16 protein-coding genes are annotated in these 16,845 nt (G+C 66.8%); 4 read left to right on the top strand and 12 right to left on the bottom strand.

Translation table 11 applies throughout. The annotated features are described in order from the left end of the window. The 5 genes from J7024_RS28940 to J7024_RS28920 all read right to left on the bottom strand — a co-directional run. The coding region (locus J7024_RS28940; RefSeq protein WP_234745668.1) for an iron chelate uptake ABC transporter family permease subunit at positions 1 to 724 on the bottom strand (724 nt) is incomplete at its 3' end. Continuing rightward, positions 721 to 1,569 carry an ABC transporter ATP-binding protein gene (locus tag J7024_RS28935; RefSeq protein WP_234745667.1) on the bottom strand — a complete coding sequence of 283 codons (849 nt, stop codon included), beginning with the start codon at positions 1,567 to 1,569 and terminating at the stop codon, positions 721 to 723. The genes J7024_RS28935 and J7024_RS28940, both read right to left, overlap by 4 nt. Beyond that, the gene (locus tag J7024_RS28930; RefSeq protein WP_234745666.1) at positions 1,559 to 2,578 is read right to left on the bottom strand and encodes a TauD/TfdA family dioxygenase; all 1,020 of its coding nucleotides are present in this window, start codon (positions 2,576 to 2,578) and stop codon (positions 1,559 to 1,561) included. The genes J7024_RS28935 and J7024_RS28930 overlap by 11 nt, the downstream gene beginning before the upstream one ends. Positions 2,579 to 2,622: 44 nt before the next feature. Next, positions 2,623 to 2,865 carry an MbtH family protein gene (locus tag J7024_RS28925; RefSeq protein WP_124825744.1) on the bottom strand — a complete coding sequence of 81 codons (243 nt, stop codon included), beginning with the start codon at positions 2,863 to 2,865 and terminating at the stop codon, positions 2,623 to 2,625. A 113-nt stretch (positions 2,866 to 2,978) separates the two neighbouring features. Further along, complete coding sequence (locus J7024_RS28920) at positions 2,979 to 3,647, bottom strand: RNA polymerase factor sigma-70 (RefSeq protein WP_124825745.1); 669 nt, start codon at positions 3,645 to 3,647, stop codon at positions 2,979 to 2,981. A 393-nt stretch (positions 3,648 to 4,040) separates the two neighbouring features. On the opposite strand from J7024_RS28920, the gene J7024_RS28915 reads away from it, so the two are divergent. After that, a complete protein-coding gene (locus J7024_RS28915; protein ID WP_124825746.1) occupies positions 4,041 to 4,259 on the top strand; it encodes a hypothetical protein in 219 nt (72 codons plus the stop codon). A gap of 46 nt (positions 4,260 to 4,305) precedes the next feature. Then, positions 4,306 to 4,443, top strand: coding sequence for an HHHH-motif protein (locus tag J7024_RS28910; protein ID WP_014897078.1), 138 nt, complete (start codon positions 4,306 to 4,308; stop codon positions 4,441 to 4,443). Positions 4,444 to 4,527: 84 nt separating this feature from the next. On the opposite strand, the gene J7024_RS28905 is transcribed toward J7024_RS28910, so the two are convergent. From J7024_RS28905 to J7024_RS28890, 4 genes are all read right to left on the bottom strand, one after another. Then, on the bottom strand, positions 4,528 to 5,559 hold the full coding sequence (locus J7024_RS28905; RefSeq protein WP_124825747.1) for a fimbrial protein: 1,032 nt from the start codon (positions 5,557 to 5,559) through the stop codon (positions 4,528 to 4,530). Then, positions 5,556 to 6,302, bottom strand: coding sequence for a fimbrial biogenesis chaperone (locus tag J7024_RS28900; protein ID WP_124825748.1), 747 nt, complete (start codon positions 6,300 to 6,302; stop codon positions 5,556 to 5,558). Before J7024_RS28900 ends, J7024_RS28905 begins: the two co-directional genes overlap by 4 nt. A 16-nt stretch (positions 6,303 to 6,318) precedes the next feature. Then, the gene (locus tag J7024_RS28895; RefSeq protein ID WP_124825979.1) at positions 6,319 to 8,772 is read right to left on the bottom strand and encodes a fimbria/pilus outer membrane usher protein; all 2,454 of its coding nucleotides are present in this window, start codon (positions 8,770 to 8,772) and stop codon (positions 6,319 to 6,321) included. A 118-nt stretch (positions 8,773 to 8,890) separates the two neighbouring features. Continuing rightward, positions 8,891 to 9,403, bottom strand: a complete 513-nt coding sequence (locus J7024_RS28890) for a fimbrial protein (protein ID WP_124825749.1) — start codon at positions 9,401 to 9,403, stop codon at positions 8,891 to 8,893. Positions 9,404 to 9,601: 198 nt separating this feature from the next. On the opposite strand from J7024_RS28890, the gene J7024_RS28885 reads away from it, so the two are divergent. After that, the gene (locus J7024_RS28885; protein WP_124825750.1) at positions 9,602 to 9,802 is read left to right on the top strand and encodes a hypothetical protein; all 201 of its coding nucleotides are present in this window, start codon (positions 9,602 to 9,604) and stop codon (positions 9,800 to 9,802) included. 441 nt (positions 9,803 to 10,243) lie between these two features. Here J7024_RS28885 and J7024_RS28880 read toward each other — a convergent pair whose 3' ends face one another. The 3 genes from J7024_RS28880 to J7024_RS28870 are packed head-to-tail and all read right to left on the bottom strand — an operon-like array spanning position 10,244 to position 16,042. Next, positions 10,244 to 11,695 carry an efflux transporter outer membrane subunit gene (locus J7024_RS28880; RefSeq protein WP_124825980.1) on the bottom strand — a complete coding sequence of 484 codons (1,452 nt, stop codon included), beginning with the start codon at positions 11,693 to 11,695 and terminating at the stop codon, positions 10,244 to 10,246. Then, positions 11,695 to 14,832, bottom strand: a complete 3,138-nt coding sequence (locus J7024_RS28875; protein ID WP_124825751.1) for a multidrug efflux RND transporter permease subunit — start codon at positions 14,830 to 14,832, stop codon at positions 11,695 to 11,697. The genes J7024_RS28880 and J7024_RS28875 overlap by 1 nt, the downstream gene beginning before the upstream one ends. Positions 14,833 to 14,851: 19 nt before the next feature. Continuing rightward, a complete protein-coding gene (locus tag J7024_RS28870) occupies positions 14,852 to 16,042 on the bottom strand; it encodes a MexX/AxyX family multidrug efflux RND transporter periplasmic adaptor subunit (RefSeq protein WP_175750842.1) in 1,191 nt (396 codons plus the stop codon). A gap of 151 nt (positions 16,043 to 16,193) precedes the next feature. Here J7024_RS28870 and J7024_RS28865 point away from each other — a divergent pair, with 151 nt between their 5' ends. After that, positions 16,194 to 16,841: a TetR family transcriptional regulator gene (locus J7024_RS28865; protein WP_124825753.1), complete on the top strand. Its 648-nt coding sequence runs from the start codon at positions 16,194 to 16,196 to the stop codon at positions 16,839 to 16,841. The last annotated feature ends 4 nt before the right edge of the window (positions 16,842 to 16,845 follow it).

The raw sequence follows: 16,845 nt of genomic DNA, 5'->3' as shown, positions 1-16,845 counted from the left end.
CGACGCGCACGCCGGCCGCGGCCGCCGCATCGTCGCCGAGCGCGAGCGGATTCAGCGGCCGGATCACGAACGGCAGCGCGAGCAGCGGCACGACGAGCCAGCGCGCGACGAGCGCAAGCCCTGCCGCGCCCGGTTGATAGAGGCTGCCGTTGGTCCACAGCGCGGCACCCGCGATGTTCTGCTCGAAAAACGCGAGCACGAGCGTCGACAGCGCGGCGAACAGCAGCATGCAGACGCTGCCGGCGAGTACGAGCCGCAGCGGCGTCGCGCGCCAGCCGCCGGCCGCGACGATCGCGCACGCGGCGGCGATCAGCCCGCAGACGAACAGCAGCGGCACCGATGCGACACCGGCGAGTGCAGGGACCAGCATCGCCGCCAGCAGCCCCAGCTGTGCGCCGCCCGTCACGCCGAGCAGATCGGGCGAAGCGAGCGGATTACGCGTGAGCGACTGGAACAGCGCACCGGCGATGCCGAGGCAGCCGCCCGCGACCAGCGCGGCCGCGACGCGCGGCAGATTGAGGTCGAACAGAAACACGTGGGCGAGCGCGGCGGCGTCGCTGCCCGGCGCCGCGTTCCACCACACGCGCAGGTCGGGGGCCACACGCAGCACGGCCAGCACCGCGATCAGCGCGACGAGGCCGAGCGCGATCGCACCGGCCCGACGGCCGGCCGCAGCGCCCTGCCCGCTCGCCGCGAGACGCTTGCGCATCGCGAACGTCGTCATACCGCGACGTCCCGGTCGAGTGCGCCCGCCGCGTGCGCTGCGCCGGCCGCCGCCGGCCCGTAGGCCGGCACGCACATCGGCGCGCCCGTCTGCGGATGCGCGAGCTTCAGCATGTCGACGCCGAACGCAGCACGCAACCGCGCGGGATCGAGCATCGCGTCGGGCGTGCCTTGCGCGACGAGGCGGCCGGCGCGCATCAGCACGATTTCGTCGCTGTACGCGGCCGCCTGGTTCAGGTCGTGCAGCACCCACACGATCGTCAGTCCGCGCGTACGGTTCAGCGTGCGCAGCGCATCGAGGATGTCGAGCTGGTGATGGATGTCGAGATAGGTCGTCGGTTCGTCGAGCAGCACGATCGGCGCCTGCTGCGCGAGCGCCATCGCGATCCACGCGCGTTGCCGTTCGCCGCCCGACAGTGCGCCGACGTCGCGCTCCGCGTCGCCCGCCAGGCCGCTCGTATCGAGCGCCTCGTCGATCGCCGCATGGTCGGCGCGCGACAGCCCGCGCAGGAACCCCCCGTACGCGTAGCGCCCGTAGGCGACGAGTTCGCGCACGGTGAGTCCCGACGGAATCTGGTTGAACTGCGCGAGCATCGTCAGTTCGCGCGCGAGCGCGCGACGGCGAAACGACGCGAGCGGCTGGCCGTTCACGTCGACCTGCCCGGCAAGCGCGGGCTGCAGGCCCGCGAGCGTGCGCAACAGCGTGCTCTTGCCGCAGCCGTTCGGCCCGCACAGCGCCGTTACGCGGCCGGCCGCGATCGACAGGTCCAGCCCGTCGATCACGACATGGTCGCGATAACCCACCGTCAGCCCGCGCGCGGCAAGCGCGGCGGTATTACACGTCATCGGTCCTCCGTTCGGTCGCGCGCGGGACCGTGTAACTCTGCGCCATCGCGACGACCACCTTGCGCGGCCCTTCGAACGGGTCGCGCGCATGCGCGGTCAGCATGTTGTCGAGCATCAGCACGTCGCCCGTGCGCCACGGAAACACGATGCGCTGGCGATCGAGCACGCCGCGGATCTCCGCGAGCGCGTCGGCCTCGAGCGGCGCGCCGTCGCCGTAGTACACGTTGCGCGGCACGTTCTCGAGCCCGACCGCGTCGACGAGCGCTTCCTGCATGTCGTCGTCGAGCGCGGACAGGTGAAACAGGTTCGCCTGGTTGAACCACACGCGATCGCCGGTGCGCGGATGACGCGCAACGGCCTGACAGCGTTCGCGGGTGCGCAACAGCAGTTCGCCGTCGTCGTCGGTGCGCCACGCGCATTCGATGCCGCGCGCCGCGCACATCCGTTCGACCTCGGACGGCTCGTCGGTGCCGAACGATTGCTGCCACGGCAGGTCGAGCCCCTGGCCGAAGTTGCGAACGTACAGCAGCTCGCGCTGCTCGAAGCGAGCAACCAGCGCCGGATCGAGCGTGCGACAGACGGCACGGCTGTCCGCGATCGGCGTCGCGCCGCCCTTGGGCGCCGCCTGCGCGCAATGGAACCAGATCCGCAGCGGCCATTCGCGTGTATACGACTGCTCGTTGTGCAGCGGAATCGCGCGGTGCGGCGGGTATTCGGTCGACGTGTAGACGGCGCCTTCGACCTGGCTGCGCGGCGTCGACGCGTATTCATAGCCGATCAGCGGATCGCCGAACGATGCCGCGAACTGCTGGAACGCGTCGATCGACGGCACGTGAAAGCCCGTGAACAGCAAACCGCCCGCCCGTTCGAGCGTGTCGGCCGCGATGGCGTGCGCGAGCGGCGCGACTTCGTCGATCGACATGCCGTCGGCGCTGCGCGGCGACACGACGGTGGGCAGCCCCGGCTCGATACGCAGGTCGTCGAGCGTCGGCAACGAAAGCAGGGTCATGCAACGTCCTCTTCAGGTGGCGCGCCGGATCCCGGCGCAGCGGGTCACGACGCGCGCGATGCGCGCTCGCCGTCCATCGCGCGGCGCAGGCTCGCCGGGCGCATGTCGGTCCAGACGGTTTCGATGTGCGCGAGACACTCGGCCTTCGTGCCGCGCACGCCTACCTCGCGCCAGCCGGCCGGCACGGGCCGGAACGTCGGCCAGATCGAATACTGTTCTTCGTCGTTGATGACGACCGTGTGGACCAGGTCGTCGATGTCGGAGGAAGGCGTCGTGGCTTGCGTCATGATCGAAAAAAAGCGGAAGACGGTTGAAGGAGGCGAAACGGCGAACCCGGCGAACTGTCGGAACTGTCGCATTGGCCGCTCCTGTTTTGAAGACGATTGGCCGGCGCGATTTTTTACCGCCGCCGCGCACGACCGCCGAGAAACACCGGGCACGCGACGCCGCGATGGCACGCGTCGAGACATTCCGCGCAGTGCCGCTCCGCGTCGCGCACCATGAAATGCACGAGCGTCTGCGACACGTTCAGCGCGCGCGCCGCGGTCTGCAGCGTTTCCTCGCGCAACCGCACCATCTCGAACGCCGCGCGGCTGCGCGCCGGCAGGTCGTCGAGCGCGGCCCATACGCGGCGCAGCGTGTCGCGCGTCAGCAGCGCGGCTTCGGGCGTCGGCTCCGGCGACGGCACGTCGAAGCCGTCGTCCTCTTCCGTGTGATAGACGTTCTCGAGGCTTTGCCGGCGGCACGCGTCGATCGAGGCGTTACGCACCATCCGCGTTACGTAGGCGACCGGCTGACGCACCGCATCCTGGTTCGGGAATTCGACGAGCTTCACGAACACGTCGTGCACGACGTCCTCGGCCCGGCTCGCGCAGCCGACGAAACCGCGCGCGACGTTGACCAGCATCGCCCGATGGGAAATCAGCACGTCGAGCAGCGCACCCTGCACCTGCCGCTCCGCGGCCCGGTTCGCACGCTGCGCGGCGCGCGGCGGCAGGTCCGGATAACTGCCGAGGAACGGGTTTGCCGTTGCCGCCGCCGGTCGTTCGAGCACTTCCGCCATTGCCATCGATCTGCTCCGTCAAATTCCGAGATAGCGCAATTTAACGTAAACGCAAATCATTCTCAATCACATTACCCGATTTACCTTTCGCTCATCCGGATTTGTCCGATCAATTGGCGGAATCGCCGCCCGGGCGAATGTGTATCGGTCGTCAATCGGCCCGCACGCCGAAGCTTTCATGATGAAAGGAGTTGCACGGCGATCGATATGCATCGAACATCCGCGCCGGACCTGGCATGCGCCGAATGTCGGGGCCACGCGGCCGCCTTGCGGGGCACCGACACGATCTTTCAACACGCCGACGAAACGGGCGGGCTTGTCATTTACGGTAGCAACTTATTACGACGTGAAATTTTGGGGGCTCGTACGATCGAATTGCTGTTTCCAAGGGAGAACAACATGAAGACCATCGTGTTATCCGCAGTCATGGTCGGCGCGCTGTCCAGCGTGATGCTGACCGGGTGTGTTGCGTACCCTGCCGGCCCGGCCGAAGTGACAATTGGCTGGCACGGCGATCGCTACTGGGACGGACATCGCTACTGGGAGCGCCGCGACTGGGAAGCGCGGCATCCCGGCGGTCATGACGATCACCACGACGATCAGCGACCGCAGTGGTAATGCCTTTCCCTTCCCGTGATCCGATACTGAACGACAGGACCTCAACATGAAGACGCTACTCAAGACCCTGACCGCAGCCGCCGTTGCCGCCGCCGTGCTCGTGCCGGCCATCGCCGAAGCCCACCCGCACCGCGTGTGCCACTTCGAGCACCACCACCACAAGGTGTGCCGCTGGGTGCGTTGAGCATCGCGCAGCGAGTTTGAAAAAAGCGCCGGCAACCCGGCGCTTTTTTCATGCTGACGGGCAGCGGCGCACGCGCCGCATGCGTCAGTAGATGAACAGCCGGATCGTCGCCGTACCGTTGAACGGGCCGATCTTCGGCGCTCCGAACGCCTTCAGCACCGCGTCGAGCGTCACGCTCTGGTAGTTCACGCTGCCCGGCATCTGCGCAAGCACGAACTGCTGGTTGAACGGGATCGCCGTGCCGTTGCGGTCCTCGATGCCGATCCCGAAGTTGCTGTTCGAGTCCGGCACGAGCAGCCCGTTTCGCACGGTCTGCGACGTCTCGAAGTAACCGTCCACGCGCAGCGCCACGTTGCATTGCTTGGTCAGCGCGAGACTGAACGACTTGCGCGGCACCGCCGGCGAGAAACCGTTGCCGGTCGCCTGGACCTGGCCGAACTTCACGACGCCGGGTTCCGGCGTGACCTTCACGTCGACCAAGCAAGGCGTTGGTTTCAGGTTCCGCAGGCCGCTCAGCTTGTAGCGAAAGCTGGGGTTGATGTAGTTCAGGCCACCCTTGCCGTCGAACTGGAACACGGCGTAGATGTCCGACGGCGGCTGCACCCAGTTGCCGCGCTTGCGCACCACCACCTGATACGTGATGCTCAGCGGGAACCGCGTGCACCGTCCGGCCTTGACGTCGGCGTCGCTCAGCGTGCACGGATCCACGTACGTCTTCGTCTGTACGCCGTCGCCCGGCTGACTGCTGCGGCCGAAATAATCCTGGCCGAGATAGCGGATGCCGATCTCGAGCCCCCACGCGGCCGGATTCTGCTGTTCGGGGTTCGCGTAGAAATAGATCCACTCGCCGAACTTCTTCATGTCGCCGCCGAGATCCTTGTAGCAATACCCCGTCGTCGTGCGCGGCGGCGACACCCAGATCACGTAGCCGTCCGGTGCATCGGTCGGATACGACGCGACGTTGCCGATGGCCTCGGTCAGCATCGTGCCCCCCTCGTTCGCAATGCAGCGCACCGCCCACGCCGGCTGGGCCAGCCCGATCAACAGCGCGAGCATGCCCCACCTGAGCCAGGCAGGCTGCGTCACCGCGATGGCGTTGCGTCGCACGCCGCTCATTTCTTCACGCTCTTGCAGGCACCGGCCTCGCACGCATACTCGACCGCCACCTGGCCGCCGTAATCGTCGATATGCGTGACGAACAGCGTCGCCGGCGTCGCGGCCTTGAACGGCACGTCCGCCGTGCTCATCGGGTTCACCATGACCGGCTCGATCGGCACGCGCGTCTTCTGCGCGCCCGAGCTCACGTCGACCACCGTCACGTGATACGGCGTCGGGTTGTCGAACACGAGCTGATGCGCGGCCGCATCGACGCGCAGCGTCATCGGCAGCGTCCAGTCTTCGTCGCGCGCGGGCTGCACGCCCTTCGGCCGGTAGAACAGCTTCATCTGCGTGTGCAGCGCGATCTGCAGCGTGTTCGGCGTATCGGTCTTCGGCGGCACTTCGCGGATGTTCAGGTAGAACACCGATTCGCGGTCGGCCGGCAACGCGGCGCCGGGCAGCTTCGCGATACGCAGCACGTTGCGCTCGTTCGCCTCGACGCGCTGCAGCGGCGGCACGACCATCAGCGGCGACGTGATCTTGTTGCCGTCGGCGTCCTCGAGCCACGACTGCACGAGATACGGATACGTCGTGCTCTTGTTGGTGATCGTTACGATCGCGGCCTGTTCGCCTTCGTTGAAGATCACGCGCGTGCGGTCCGGCACGATCGCCGCATGCGCGGTGCCGGCGAACAGCGTGGACACGACGGCGAGCGCGCCCGGCGCGCGCCGCAGGAAGGAAAGGGAAAAAGCATGGTTCATCGCAGTATCCGTGAAGTCATCGTTCGTTCCGCGCGGCCGCTGCATGCGGTTCGCCGGGCATCTGGCACGTGACCGGAATCGGCGTGCCTTCGAGTTGGAGCTGGTTCGGCAGCGTGTCGACCGTGCAGAGCGTGCGTTCGCCCGCCCGCACCGCGAGCACGGATTTCGGCTGCACCTGGGTCAGGAAGGCGGCGCCGCCCTCGCCCACGATGCCGAGCTCCTTGCCGTTCGCCGCGTCCTGCACCGATGCGCCGAACGGCAACGGCTTGCCGAGCGCATCGGTCAGCGTCAGGTACAAGTTGCTGCCGCGCGCGGCGGAAAACTTCGCGAAGCCGATCGCGCCGTCGGTCAACACCATGCGCTGGATCGGGTTCGACACCTGCACCTCGAGCGGCAGCTTCTCGACGTTGACCGTCGCGTCGTACACGTTGTAGGGCGAGATCCCATCGAGCACCGCATAGCCGCGCGAATCGGTGTGCGTGAGCGTGCCGGACAGCGGCACGTCGGGCACGCCGTCGGTCGACACCAGCAGGCGCGTGTCGCCCGCGTTGCCGTTCGAGTGGGCGGACACGCCATACTGCGTCGCGACGAGCGAGCCGTCGACCTCGAGCGACGCGGCCGCATACGCGTTCGCGACCGTCGATGCCTGTGCGGTGAGCTGGTACGCCGACGTGCGCCGGCGGAAGCTCGCGTTCGCCGCGGCGCGGCCGTCGGTCGCGCCCGCGTTGACCTGGTACGTGCGGCCGTCCGGATCGTCGTAGATATATCCCGCGTTCACACTCGTGCTGCCGCTGCCCGTCGTCAGGTTCGACGTGACGGTGTGGCGCCCGCCGATCGGCAGCGTCGCGGTGACCGAGAACTGATTGCCGCTCGCGCCCGCGCTCTGCGTGCGAAATGCCGACAGGCTGACGTTCAGGTTGCGCAGCGTGCCGATCGAGAACGCGCGCGTGAGCGTCAGGCCGACGCGTTGCTCCGACGCGCGCGTCCAGTAGGTCGTCTGGTCGTACGAAAAGTAAGTCGACGTGTCGCCGAAACGCTTCGACATCGTCGCCGAGTAGCGCTGCTTGCTGTTGGCCAGGCCGTACGCGGTCGGGTCGCCCGAGAATTGCGCGAAGTTCGTGTATTCGCGCTCGGAGAAGCGATAGCCGAAGAAGCGCACGTCGGCATCCAGCCCGTCGAAGTGCTTCGAATAGTTCACGCGGTACGAGTTGCCGTTGCGCGTCGCGCCGTTCCACCACAGGCGGGCGCGCGCATGCGTGACGTCGGCCGACACCGCGCCGAACGCGCCGAAATCGCGGCCGACGCCGAGCGCGATCGACGTATAGCCCGATGCGGCGATGAAGCCGCCATATACGGTCACGTCGAACGGCAGCCCGTATGCGGCTTCGCCGAAACCGAAGAACGGCGTGATGCCGGCGCCGCCGAACTGGCGCGGCTTGCCGAGCGCGGCCTTGTAGCGCAACTGGCCGGTGCGCGCGAGGAACGGCACGGCAGCCGTTGTCACCTGGAAGCGCTGTACGCTGCCGTCCTCTTCCTCGACCGCGACGTCGAGCGTGCCCTGCACGCTCGTGTTGATGTTCTGCAGCGCGAATGCGCCCGGCGACACGCGCGTCACGTACAGCACGCGGCCCGCCTGCGACACGGTCACGGTCGCATTGGTGCGCGCGACGCCCGAGATCAGCGGCGCATAGCCGCGCAGCGAAGGCGGCAGCATGCGATCGTCGCTGCGGATCGACGCACCCGTCAGCGCGAACGTATCGAAGATGTCGGAGCTCAGGTAGTCGTCGCCGAACGTTACCGTCGACTGGATCGACGGCAGCGCGCGAAACGCATAAAGCCGGCTGAAGCGGAACGTGCGGTCCGCGTACGCCGTGTTGCCGACGTTCGACTGCGCCTGGTAGTCGCCGCGAAAGCGCCATGCATCCCAGTTCGCGCCGATCGTCCCGTAGGCCTGGATCGAATTCGTTTGTGTGCCGCTCGTACCGAAATTGCGGTTCGTGTTCGCGATCACGCGATAGTCGAGCATCGCGCCCGGAATCCCTTCGGACCAGCGCTCCGGCGGCAGGTACGTCGAATCGGTGAATTCGAGCGCGGCCTGCGGAATCGTGATCTTGAGCCGCCCGTCACTTTTCAGGTAACGCACCGTCGCGCCTTCGATCGCGCCCAGATCGACACAGCGGCCGCCCTGGAAGCGCGGCAGATCCTTCGCGAGCGAGCGCTTCAGCCCGAACTGCGCGACGAGCGCTGGAGGCAGGCACGGCTTGCCCGCGCCCGAATCGTCGACGGCGATGAACTCGATCGCCTGCAGCCCGTAGAACAGGTCGTTGACCTGCACGTCCAGCATGTACTCGCCCGGCAGCGTGAAATCGGGCTGCGAGAACTGCGACAGGTCGACATTGTTCGAGCCGTCGATGTTCAGAAACGATGAATTGAATTCCGTCGCATGGCTCTGGCTGCCGACGACCAGCACGGAGACGCAAAGGAAGGAATGTCTGATTCGCACGCGGTGCTACCGGGAAGTCCGACTAAGAAAAGCGGGAGGAAAAGGAAGAAGGGGAAAGGGTGCCCCCCTTCCCCGGTACGGACGCTTATTGATAGCGGACCGTGAAGTTCGCGACGCCGTCAGCGGTACCCGGCGTCACGCCGGCTGCCGTCGCTTCGTACATGGCCGCGAAGCGTGCGACGTTCGTGCCGTTCTGCAGGAGCGTCGGTGCCTTTTGCTCGGCGCCGTTGTCGAGGTATTCGCCCGATGCAGCCTGCAGGCGGATGCCGACATTGGTGGCCGAGCCGATCGTCGCGATCAGCTTCGGCTGGCCCGAGCTCGACGAGCCCGTGAACGTGAAGTACGCGTTCTGCGCGATGCTGGTGTCGCAGTCGGTCAGCTGGATGTCGAAGTTGGTCGGCGTGGACTTGTCGCCGGCCTGCTTGAACACGTGCGTCGGCACCTTGCCGAGGTTCACGGTCTGGTTGACCGAGCCCGAATCGATGCCGCACGCGCCCGCGACGATCTCGCCCGTGAAGTTGATCGTGCCGGTGCCGTCCGCGAAGGCCGACGTGGACAGGGCTGCAAGTGCGACAGCGGTCAGGAGGGATTTTTTCATCATGTTTTCCGTATGGGTTGCAATGCGAATGGACGACGTGGCGGATACAAAAGGCAGCGTGTGGTTGGCTCCCGTCCGACACGAGGCGGCATTATCGAGATAACAATGAAAGAATTCTGTAAATCATTGTTAAATAGAAAATGACATTGCTGTCCTTTCATTCTTTATGATGAATTACACCCCTGCAATTTTTAATTCATGAATTTTCTTTTGCAGTCCTTTTTTAATTTCAGAAAGTCGATTGAAAATCAAATACTTTTCCGGATCGGTGTCGAACATCACCCGCCGTCCCTTGCGAGCACAGACCTTCGCGAACACATGCAGCCAAATGACAAAACCCTGTCCGATACCGCCACAGTTGCCGATTCACAACGAAAAATTCCAGAAATTCCCAAATGACAGGAAATTAATGGTCGATTTCCGCCAACCTAAATCCATCGCGCAAACGATTGCGAATCGATACAAACGTTTTACCGCGACACTTTGCCACCCCATTGATTTCAATATGTGAATTAATCTAATCGTTAATTCAGTTTCGAAAAACGCACGTAATGCCACGCACCGCCGAGACAATCGGCGCATCGATACGGAGGAAGGAAAAGGAAGGAAGTCGGCACGGATTCGTGCCGCGCGGCGACCCGATCGGCCGCTGCGCCCCTGACGAGCCGAAGGCGGTGCTTCAGGTCGATAACCGGGCGGAAGAATGAAGATCACGACGACGCACAGCTGCGGGCGTCGCCGCTTTCTGCCGATGCGTCGGCAGAAGAAATGCCCCGCCGGCGAGGGCAGCGACGACGCGTCACCGCGCGTCGCAGCCCGTCGCCGTGCATGGCTACGACATCACGCGGCAGACTCGTCGGCCGATGCCGGCGCCCACCCGCCGCCCAGCGCGCGATACAGCGCGATTGCGTTCGCGAGTCTGAGCGCCTTGAGCCGGATCAGTTCCTGCCCCGACTCGTACGTGCTGCGCTGCGCGTCGAGCAGTTCGAGATAGGTCGCCACACCGCCCGCATAGCGGCGCTCGGCGAGCCTCAACCGCGCGCCGTCCGCCGTATGGACGTCCTGCTGCGCGTCCAGTTGCCGGTCGATCCAGTCACGCGCGGCAAACGCGTCGGCCACTTCGCGGAATGCAGTCTGCACGGTCTTCTCGTATTCCGCGACCGCGATGTGCTTGCGTGCGTTCGCGACGTCGAGATTCGCGCGATTGCGCCCGCCCGCGAAGAGCGGCAGCGTGATGCGCGGCGCGAACGTCCACACGCTCGCGCCGCTCGCGAACAGGCCCGAGAACGCGTCGCTGACCGAGCCGTAGTCGGTCGTCAGCGCAATGCGCGGGAAGAACGCCGCGCGCGCCGCGCCGATCTGCGCGTTCGCGGCCTTGAGCCGCGACTCGGCCTGCCGGATGTCCGGCCGCCGTTCGAGCAGCGCGCTCGGTGCGCCGGGCGCCACCGGCGCCATCGCGAGCGTGTCGAGCGCGCTGCCGCCGGCCGGCACGTCGCGCGCGAAGTCGCCCGCGAGCAATTGCAGCGCTCGCACGGTCTGCGCGTGTTCGCGCTCCAGCGCGGCCTGCGACGCACGTGCGGATGCGACGAGCATCTGCGCCGAACGCAACTCGATCGCATCGCTCGTGCCGGCCGCGTAGCGACGCTGCGTGAGCGATGCGATGTGTTCCCGTGCGTCGAGCGTGCGACGCGCCAGCGCCAGTTGCGCGTGCAACGAACGCTCGGACACGTACGCACCGGCGACTTCGGCAATCACGCCGATGCGCACCGTACGCTGCGCGTCGGCCGTCGCGAAATACTCGGCCAGCGCCGCATCGGAGAGACTGCGCACACGGCCGAACAGATCGAGTTCGTACGCGCTGACACCGACGCCCGCACGATACAGCCCGCTCACCGCGCTCTCGCGCACGACCGGGTCGTACTGGCGCGTGCGCTCGTAGCCGAGATTCGCATCGACCGACGGCATCAGGTCCGCACGCTGCACGCCGTATAGCGCGCGCGCTTCGTCGAGCCGTGCGGCGGCGATCCGCAGATCGCGATTATTCGCCAGCGCCGCGTCGATCCACGCCTGCAGCGCCGGGGCGGTGAAGTACGCGCGCCAGTCGTCGAGCAGCGCGGCATCGGCCGGCGTCGCGGCGGCGGCCACGGTGCCGTCGTCGACCGGCGCGTAGCTGCTCGGCACCGGCGCGGCCGGCCGCTCGTCGCGCGGCGCGAGCGAGCAGCCCGCGAGCGCGAGCGCCGCGGCCAGCGCCAGTTGAACCTTCAGCGTCGCGCGTGCATTACACGCAAACATCATTGCGAACCCTCCATCGTCGCCGGCTGCGCCCCGCCGCGTCGGCGCGGGCCGACGTCGAACAGGCGGCCGACGATCACGAAAAACAGCGGGACGAGAAACACCGCGAGCACCGTCGCCGTGATCACGCCGCCGAGCACGCCGGTGCCGATCGCCATCTGCGCACCGGACGCGGCGCCTGAAGCGAACGCGAGCGGCAGCACGCCGACCCCGAACGCGAGCGACGTCATCACGATCGGCCGCAGCCGCAGGCGTGCCGCCTCGAGTGCGGCGTCGACGAGCGACATGCGCTGCGCGACCAGGTCCTTCGCGACTTCGACGATCAGGATCGCGTTCTTCGCCGACAACCCGATCGTCGCGATCAGCCCCACCTTGAAGTAGATGTCGTTGGGCATTCCGCGCAGCGTGACGCCCAGCACCGCGCCGATCACGCCGAGCGGGACGACCAGCATCACCGCGAACGGGATCGACCAGCTCTCGTACAGCGCCGCGAGCGCGAGAAACACGACAAGCACCGACAGCGCGAACAGCATCGGCGCCTGCGTGCCCGACAGCCGCTCCTCGAACGACTGCCCCGACCACGCGTGGCCGACGCCGGCCGGCAGCTTCCCGGCGAGCCGCTCGATCGCGCTCATCGCTTCGCCGCTGCTGTGGCCCGGCGCGGCCGAGCCGTTGATCGTGAACGACGGATAGCCGTTGTAGCGCGTGAGCTGCGGCGGCCCGAGCGTCCAGTGCAAGGTCGTGAACGCGGCAAGCGGCACCATCTCGCCGCGCGCGTTGCGCACGCGCAGCTTCTTCACGTCGCCCGGATCGAGCCGGTGCAGCCCGTCGGCCTGCACGACCACGCGGCGCACCTGCGTGCCGTGCATGAAATCGCCGATATAGTCGGAGCCGAACATCACCGCGAGCGTCGTGTTGATCTCGTCCATCGACACGCCGAGCGCCGACGCCTTCGCGCGATCGATGTCGAGCTTCAGTTGCGGCGCGTCCTGCGTGCCCGCGAACATCAGATCGGTGAGCGCCGGATCCTTGCCGCCCGCCGCGAGCAGCTGCTCGCGCGCGGCGCTGAATGCTGCATGGTCGAGCCCGCCGCGATTCTGCAGCCGGAAGTCGAAGCCGCTCGTCGAACCGAGATCGGGCAGCGCCGGCGAGTTCATCGCGAACACCGTCGTGTTCGGCGTATGCGCGAAGCGCTCGTTCACGCGCGCGACGATCGCCTGCACGTGATCACGTTCGGCCTTGCGCGCCTGCCAGCTCTTCAGCGTGACGAAGATCATCCCGCCGTTCGGTCCTTCGCCGTACAGGTTGAAGCCGCCGAGCGCGAACGTGTACGCGGCCGGCTCGTCGTGCCGGATGTACGACTCGACCTCGCGCACGCTTTGCATCGTTTCCGCGAGGGGCGTGCCTTGCGGGCGAATCACCATCACCATGAAATTGCCCTGGTCCTCGTCGGGCAGGAACGCGCTCGGCAACTGCGTGAGCATCAGCGCCGCGGCCGCGGTCAGAGCGCCGTACACGACCAGCCAGCGCAGCGGCTTCTTCAGCATCGCGCCGACGCGCGTCGCATAACGCTGCGTCGAACGCGCGACGAAGCGGTTGAACCAACCGAAGAACCCGCGCTTCTCGTGATGGTCGCCGGATACGGGCTTGAGCAACGTCGCGCACAACGCGGGCGTCAGCGACAGCGCGAGGAATGCGGAGAAGCCGATCGATACCGCCAGCGCGAGCGCGAACTGCCGATAGATGTTGCCGACCGCACCGCCGAAGAATGCCATCGGCACGAACACCGACGTCAGCACCACCGTGATGCCGACGATCGCGCCGCTGATCTGCCGCATCGCCTTCACGGTCGCCTCATAGGGGCCGAGCCCTTCCTCGACCATCAGCCGCTCGACGTTCTCGACGACGACGATCGCATCGTCGACGAGGATGCCGATCGCGAGCACCATCCCGAACATCGTCAGCACGTTGATCGAGAAACCGGCCGCGTACATCACGCCGAACGTGCCCGCGAGCGCGACCGGCACGACGAGCGTCGGGATCAGCGTCGCGCGCAGATTCTGCATGAACAGGAACATCACGAGGAACACCAGCACGCCGGCCTCGATCAGCGTCGTGACGACCTTGTTCATCGACACGCGCACGAACGACGACGTCTCGTACGGAATCTGGTACTTCACGCCCGGCGGGAAATACGCGGACAGCTCGTCCATCGCCGCGCGCACGCGCCGCTCGGTCGCCACCGCGTTCGAACCCGGCGCGAGCTTGATGCCCATGCCGGTCGCGACCTTGCCGTTCACATACGACGGGTAGTTGTAGTCGTTGCCGCCGAATTCGATGCGCGCGACGTCGCGCAGATACAGCGCCGAGCCGTCGGGTTGCGTGCGCAATGCGAGCGCGCCGAAATCGGCCGGCGTCTTCAGCGGCGCGTCGGCGAACACCGTCGCCGCGATCGGCGCGCTGTCCGGCACTGCGCCGCGGCCGATGTCGCCCACCGTCACGCGCGCGTTGTGTGCGCGCACGGCCGATGCGATGTCGGATGCGGTGAGGTCGTGCCCGGCCATCTTCACCGGGTCGGGCCAGATCCGCATCGCATATTCAGCGCCCCAGAACTGCACCTTGCCGACGCCGTCGACGCGGCGCAGCGCCTGCACGACGTTCGCCGATGCGTATTCGCCGAGCTGCACGCCGGTCATGCGGCCGTCGTCCGACGTCAGCGACACGACGAGCTGGATGTTGTCGGCGGCCTTCTCGACCTGGATGCCGTCGCGGCGCACGGGTTCGGGCAAGCGCGCCTCGACCGTCTTCAGCCGGTTCTGCACTTCGACGGCCGCGAGATCGGCATTTACGCCCTGCTTGAAGGTCAGGTACAGCGACGCCATCCCCGCGCTGCTCGTCGCGGACGTATACAGCAGCCCCGGTGCGCCGTTCATCTCGCGCTCGATCAGCGCGGTCACCGATTCCTCGACGACCTGCGCAGACGCGCCCGGATACGTCGCATAGATGCTGACGACGGGCGGCGCGATGTCCGGATACTGCGCGACCGGCAGCGCGCGAATCGCGAACGCGCCGCCGAGCATGATGAAGAGTGCGATCACCCATGCGAACACGGGGCGATCGATGAAGAAACGTGCCATGTTGGTTTATCCGGACCGGTCAGGTTTGACGGGCGGCCGCCTGTGATGCGGCCTGCGTCGGCGATGCCTTTTCGACGGGCTTGACAGGCGTGCCGGGCGCGAACTGCGCGGCGTTGTCGACGATCACACGCTCGCCGCCCGCGAGCCCGCGCGTGATGCGCCAGTCGCGGCCGCTCATCTGGTCGGCGACGACTTCGACGTCCTTTACGTTGCCGCCCGCGTCGACCACGCGCACCGACGTGCGATCGGTCGTGCGCAGCAGCGCATCGCGCGGCACGAGGATCGCACGCTGGTCGACGGCCGCATCCAGCGCGATCCGCACGTATGCGCCCGGCAGCAGCTCGCGCTCCGGATTCGGAAACAGCGCGCGCATCGCGACCGTATCGGTGGTCGGATCGACCGCGAGATCGCTGAACAGCAGCTTGCCCTTCAGCGGATACGCCGTGCCGTCGGCGCGCAACAGCGTCACCGCGACGTCGTGCTGCGCGATGCCCGTCGCGCGCCCGCTTTTCACCGCGCGGCGCAACGCATCGACGTCGGCGGCCGGCTGCGAGAAGTTCACGTAGATCGGGTCGAGCTGCTCGACGGTCGTGAGCGGCGTCGCCTGATCCTGGCCGACGAGCGCGCCTTCGGTGACGAGTGCGCGTCGCGCGCGGCCCGCGATCGGCGCCGTGACGGTCGCATAGTCGAGCTGCAGTTGCGCGCGGACGAGCTCCGCCTTCGCGGACGCGACATCGGCCTTCGCCTGCGTATCGCCGGCAACGGCCTCGGTGTGATCGCGCTCGCTGACCGCGCGGTCGCGCACCAGATCGTCGTAACGGCGGCGCTTGTCGCTTGCCGCCAGCGCCGCCGCCTGCGCCTTCGCGAGCGCGCCCTGCGCGGCGTCGCGCGCGGCTTTCAGCGGTGCGGAGTCGATGCGGAACAGCACCGCGCCCTGCTTCACTTCCTGGCCTTCCTCGTAAGTACGCGCGGTGACGATGCCCGCGACCCGTGCGCGCACTTCCGCCTGCCGGTAGGCGTCGAGCCGGCCCGGCAACTCGACGGTCATCGGCACGGCCGTCGGACGGACCGTCACGACCGTCGCGTTCTGGATGGCCTCCTGCGCCTTGCCCTTTTCGCCCTTTCCGCATCCGGCCACGGCCAGCAGGGCCGCGAGCGCGAGCGGTGCCAGCCGGGCGCGGCGCGACAACGAACGTTTGTTGTTGTTCATATGTGTGATCTCGATCGTTCGCCGCCGATACAATGCGGCGGCTCAGGGTGGCCGATTATAATCAGTCACGACTGATTAAATATGTGCATTTGTAATCCGTCCGTCATACTGTCTCAATAAAACGACAGCAAACTGTAAGGAAATTCACGACATGGCTCGCAAGACCCGGGAAGAATCGCTCGCCATCAAGCACCGGATCCTCGACGCTGCCGAGCTCGTGCTGCTCGAGAAAGGCGTCGCGCAGACGGCGATGGCGGATCTCGCCGAGGCCGCCGGCATGTCGCGCGGCGCCGTCTACGGGCATTACCGCAACAAGATGGAAGTGTGTCTGGCGATGTGCGACCGCGCGTTCGCACGCACGTCCGAAGGCTTCGACGCGGGCGACACCCTCCCCGCGTTCGGCACGCTGCGCCGCGCCGCGTCGCACTATCTGCAGCAATGCGGCGAGCCCGGCGCGATGCAGCGCGTGCTAGTGATCCTTTATACGAAGTGCGAACAGAGCGAGGAGAACGGCGCGCTGCAACGGCGCCGGATGCTGCTCGAGTTGCAGATGCTGCGCATCGCGAAGGCACTGCTGCGCCGCGCGATCGCTGCCGGCGAGCTCGCGGCCGACGTCGACGTGCATCTCGCGGCCGTCTATCTGGTATCGCTGCTCGAAGGCGTGTTCGCGTCGATGATCTGGACCAACCGGCTGCGCGGGAATCTGTGGAACGACGCCGAAGCGATGCTCGACGCCGGTTTCGATGCAGTCCGCACTTCCGCCGCACTGCGAGTACGCGCGCAAAAATTGCCAGATTGACGAA

It is taken from the genome of Burkholderia sp. WTPI3 (assembly GCF_021483755.1).
Classification (GTDB): domain Bacteria; phylum Pseudomonadota; class Gammaproteobacteria; order Burkholderiales; family Burkholderiaceae; genus Burkholderia.
This window is presented reverse-complemented; position numbering and strand designations above follow the sequence as displayed.

Bases quoted from the DNA above. Each gene is read 5' to 3' on its own strand.
- J7024_RS28890 (WP_124825749.1), bottom strand. From the start codon at position 9,403: ATGAAAAAATCCCTCCTGACCGCTGTCGCACTTGCAGCCCTGTCCACG.
- J7024_RS28925 (WP_124825744.1), bottom strand. From the start codon at position 2,865: ATGACGCAAGCCACGACGCCTTCCTCCGACATCGACGACCTGGTCCAC.
- J7024_RS28870 (WP_175750842.1), bottom strand. From the start codon at position 16,042: ATGAACAACAACAAACGTTCGTTGTCGCGCCGCGCCCGGCTGGCACCG.
- J7024_RS28865 (WP_124825753.1), top strand. From the start codon at position 16,194: ATGGCTCGCAAGACCCGGGAAGAATCGCTCGCCATCAAGCACCGGATC.
- J7024_RS28885 (WP_124825750.1), top strand. From the start codon at position 9,602: ATGAATTTTCTTTTGCAGTCCTTTTTTAATTTCAGAAAGTCGATTGAA.
- J7024_RS28915 (WP_124825746.1), top strand. From the start codon at position 4,041: ATGAAGACCATCGTGTTATCCGCAGTCATGGTCGGCGCGCTGTCCAGC.
- J7024_RS28930 (WP_234745666.1), bottom strand. From the start codon at position 2,578: ATGACCCTGCTTTCGTTGCCGACGCTCGACGACCTGCGTATCGAGCCG.
- J7024_RS28900 (WP_124825748.1), bottom strand. From the start codon at position 6,302: ATGAACCATGCTTTTTCCCTTTCCTTCCTGCGGCGCGCGCCGGGCGCG.
- J7024_RS28875 (WP_124825751.1), bottom strand. From the start codon at position 14,832: ATGGCACGTTTCTTCATCGATCGCCCCGTGTTCGCATGGGTGATCGCA.
- J7024_RS28905 (WP_124825747.1), bottom strand. From the start codon at position 5,559: ATGAGCGGCGTGCGACGCAACGCCATCGCGGTGACGCAGCCTGCCTGG.
- J7024_RS28920 (WP_124825745.1), bottom strand. From the start codon at position 3,647: ATGGCAATGGCGGAAGTGCTCGAACGACCGGCGGCGGCAACGGCAAAC.
- J7024_RS28880 (WP_124825980.1), bottom strand. From the start codon at position 11,695: ATGTTTGCGTGTAATGCACGCGCGACGCTGAAGGTTCAACTGGCGCTG.
- J7024_RS28935 (WP_234745667.1), bottom strand. From the start codon at position 1,569: ATGACGTGTAATACCGCCGCGCTTGCCGCGCGCGGGCTGACGGTGGGT.
- J7024_RS28910 (WP_014897078.1), top strand. From the start codon at position 4,306: ATGAAGACGCTACTCAAGACCCTGACCGCAGCCGCCGTTGCCGCCGCC.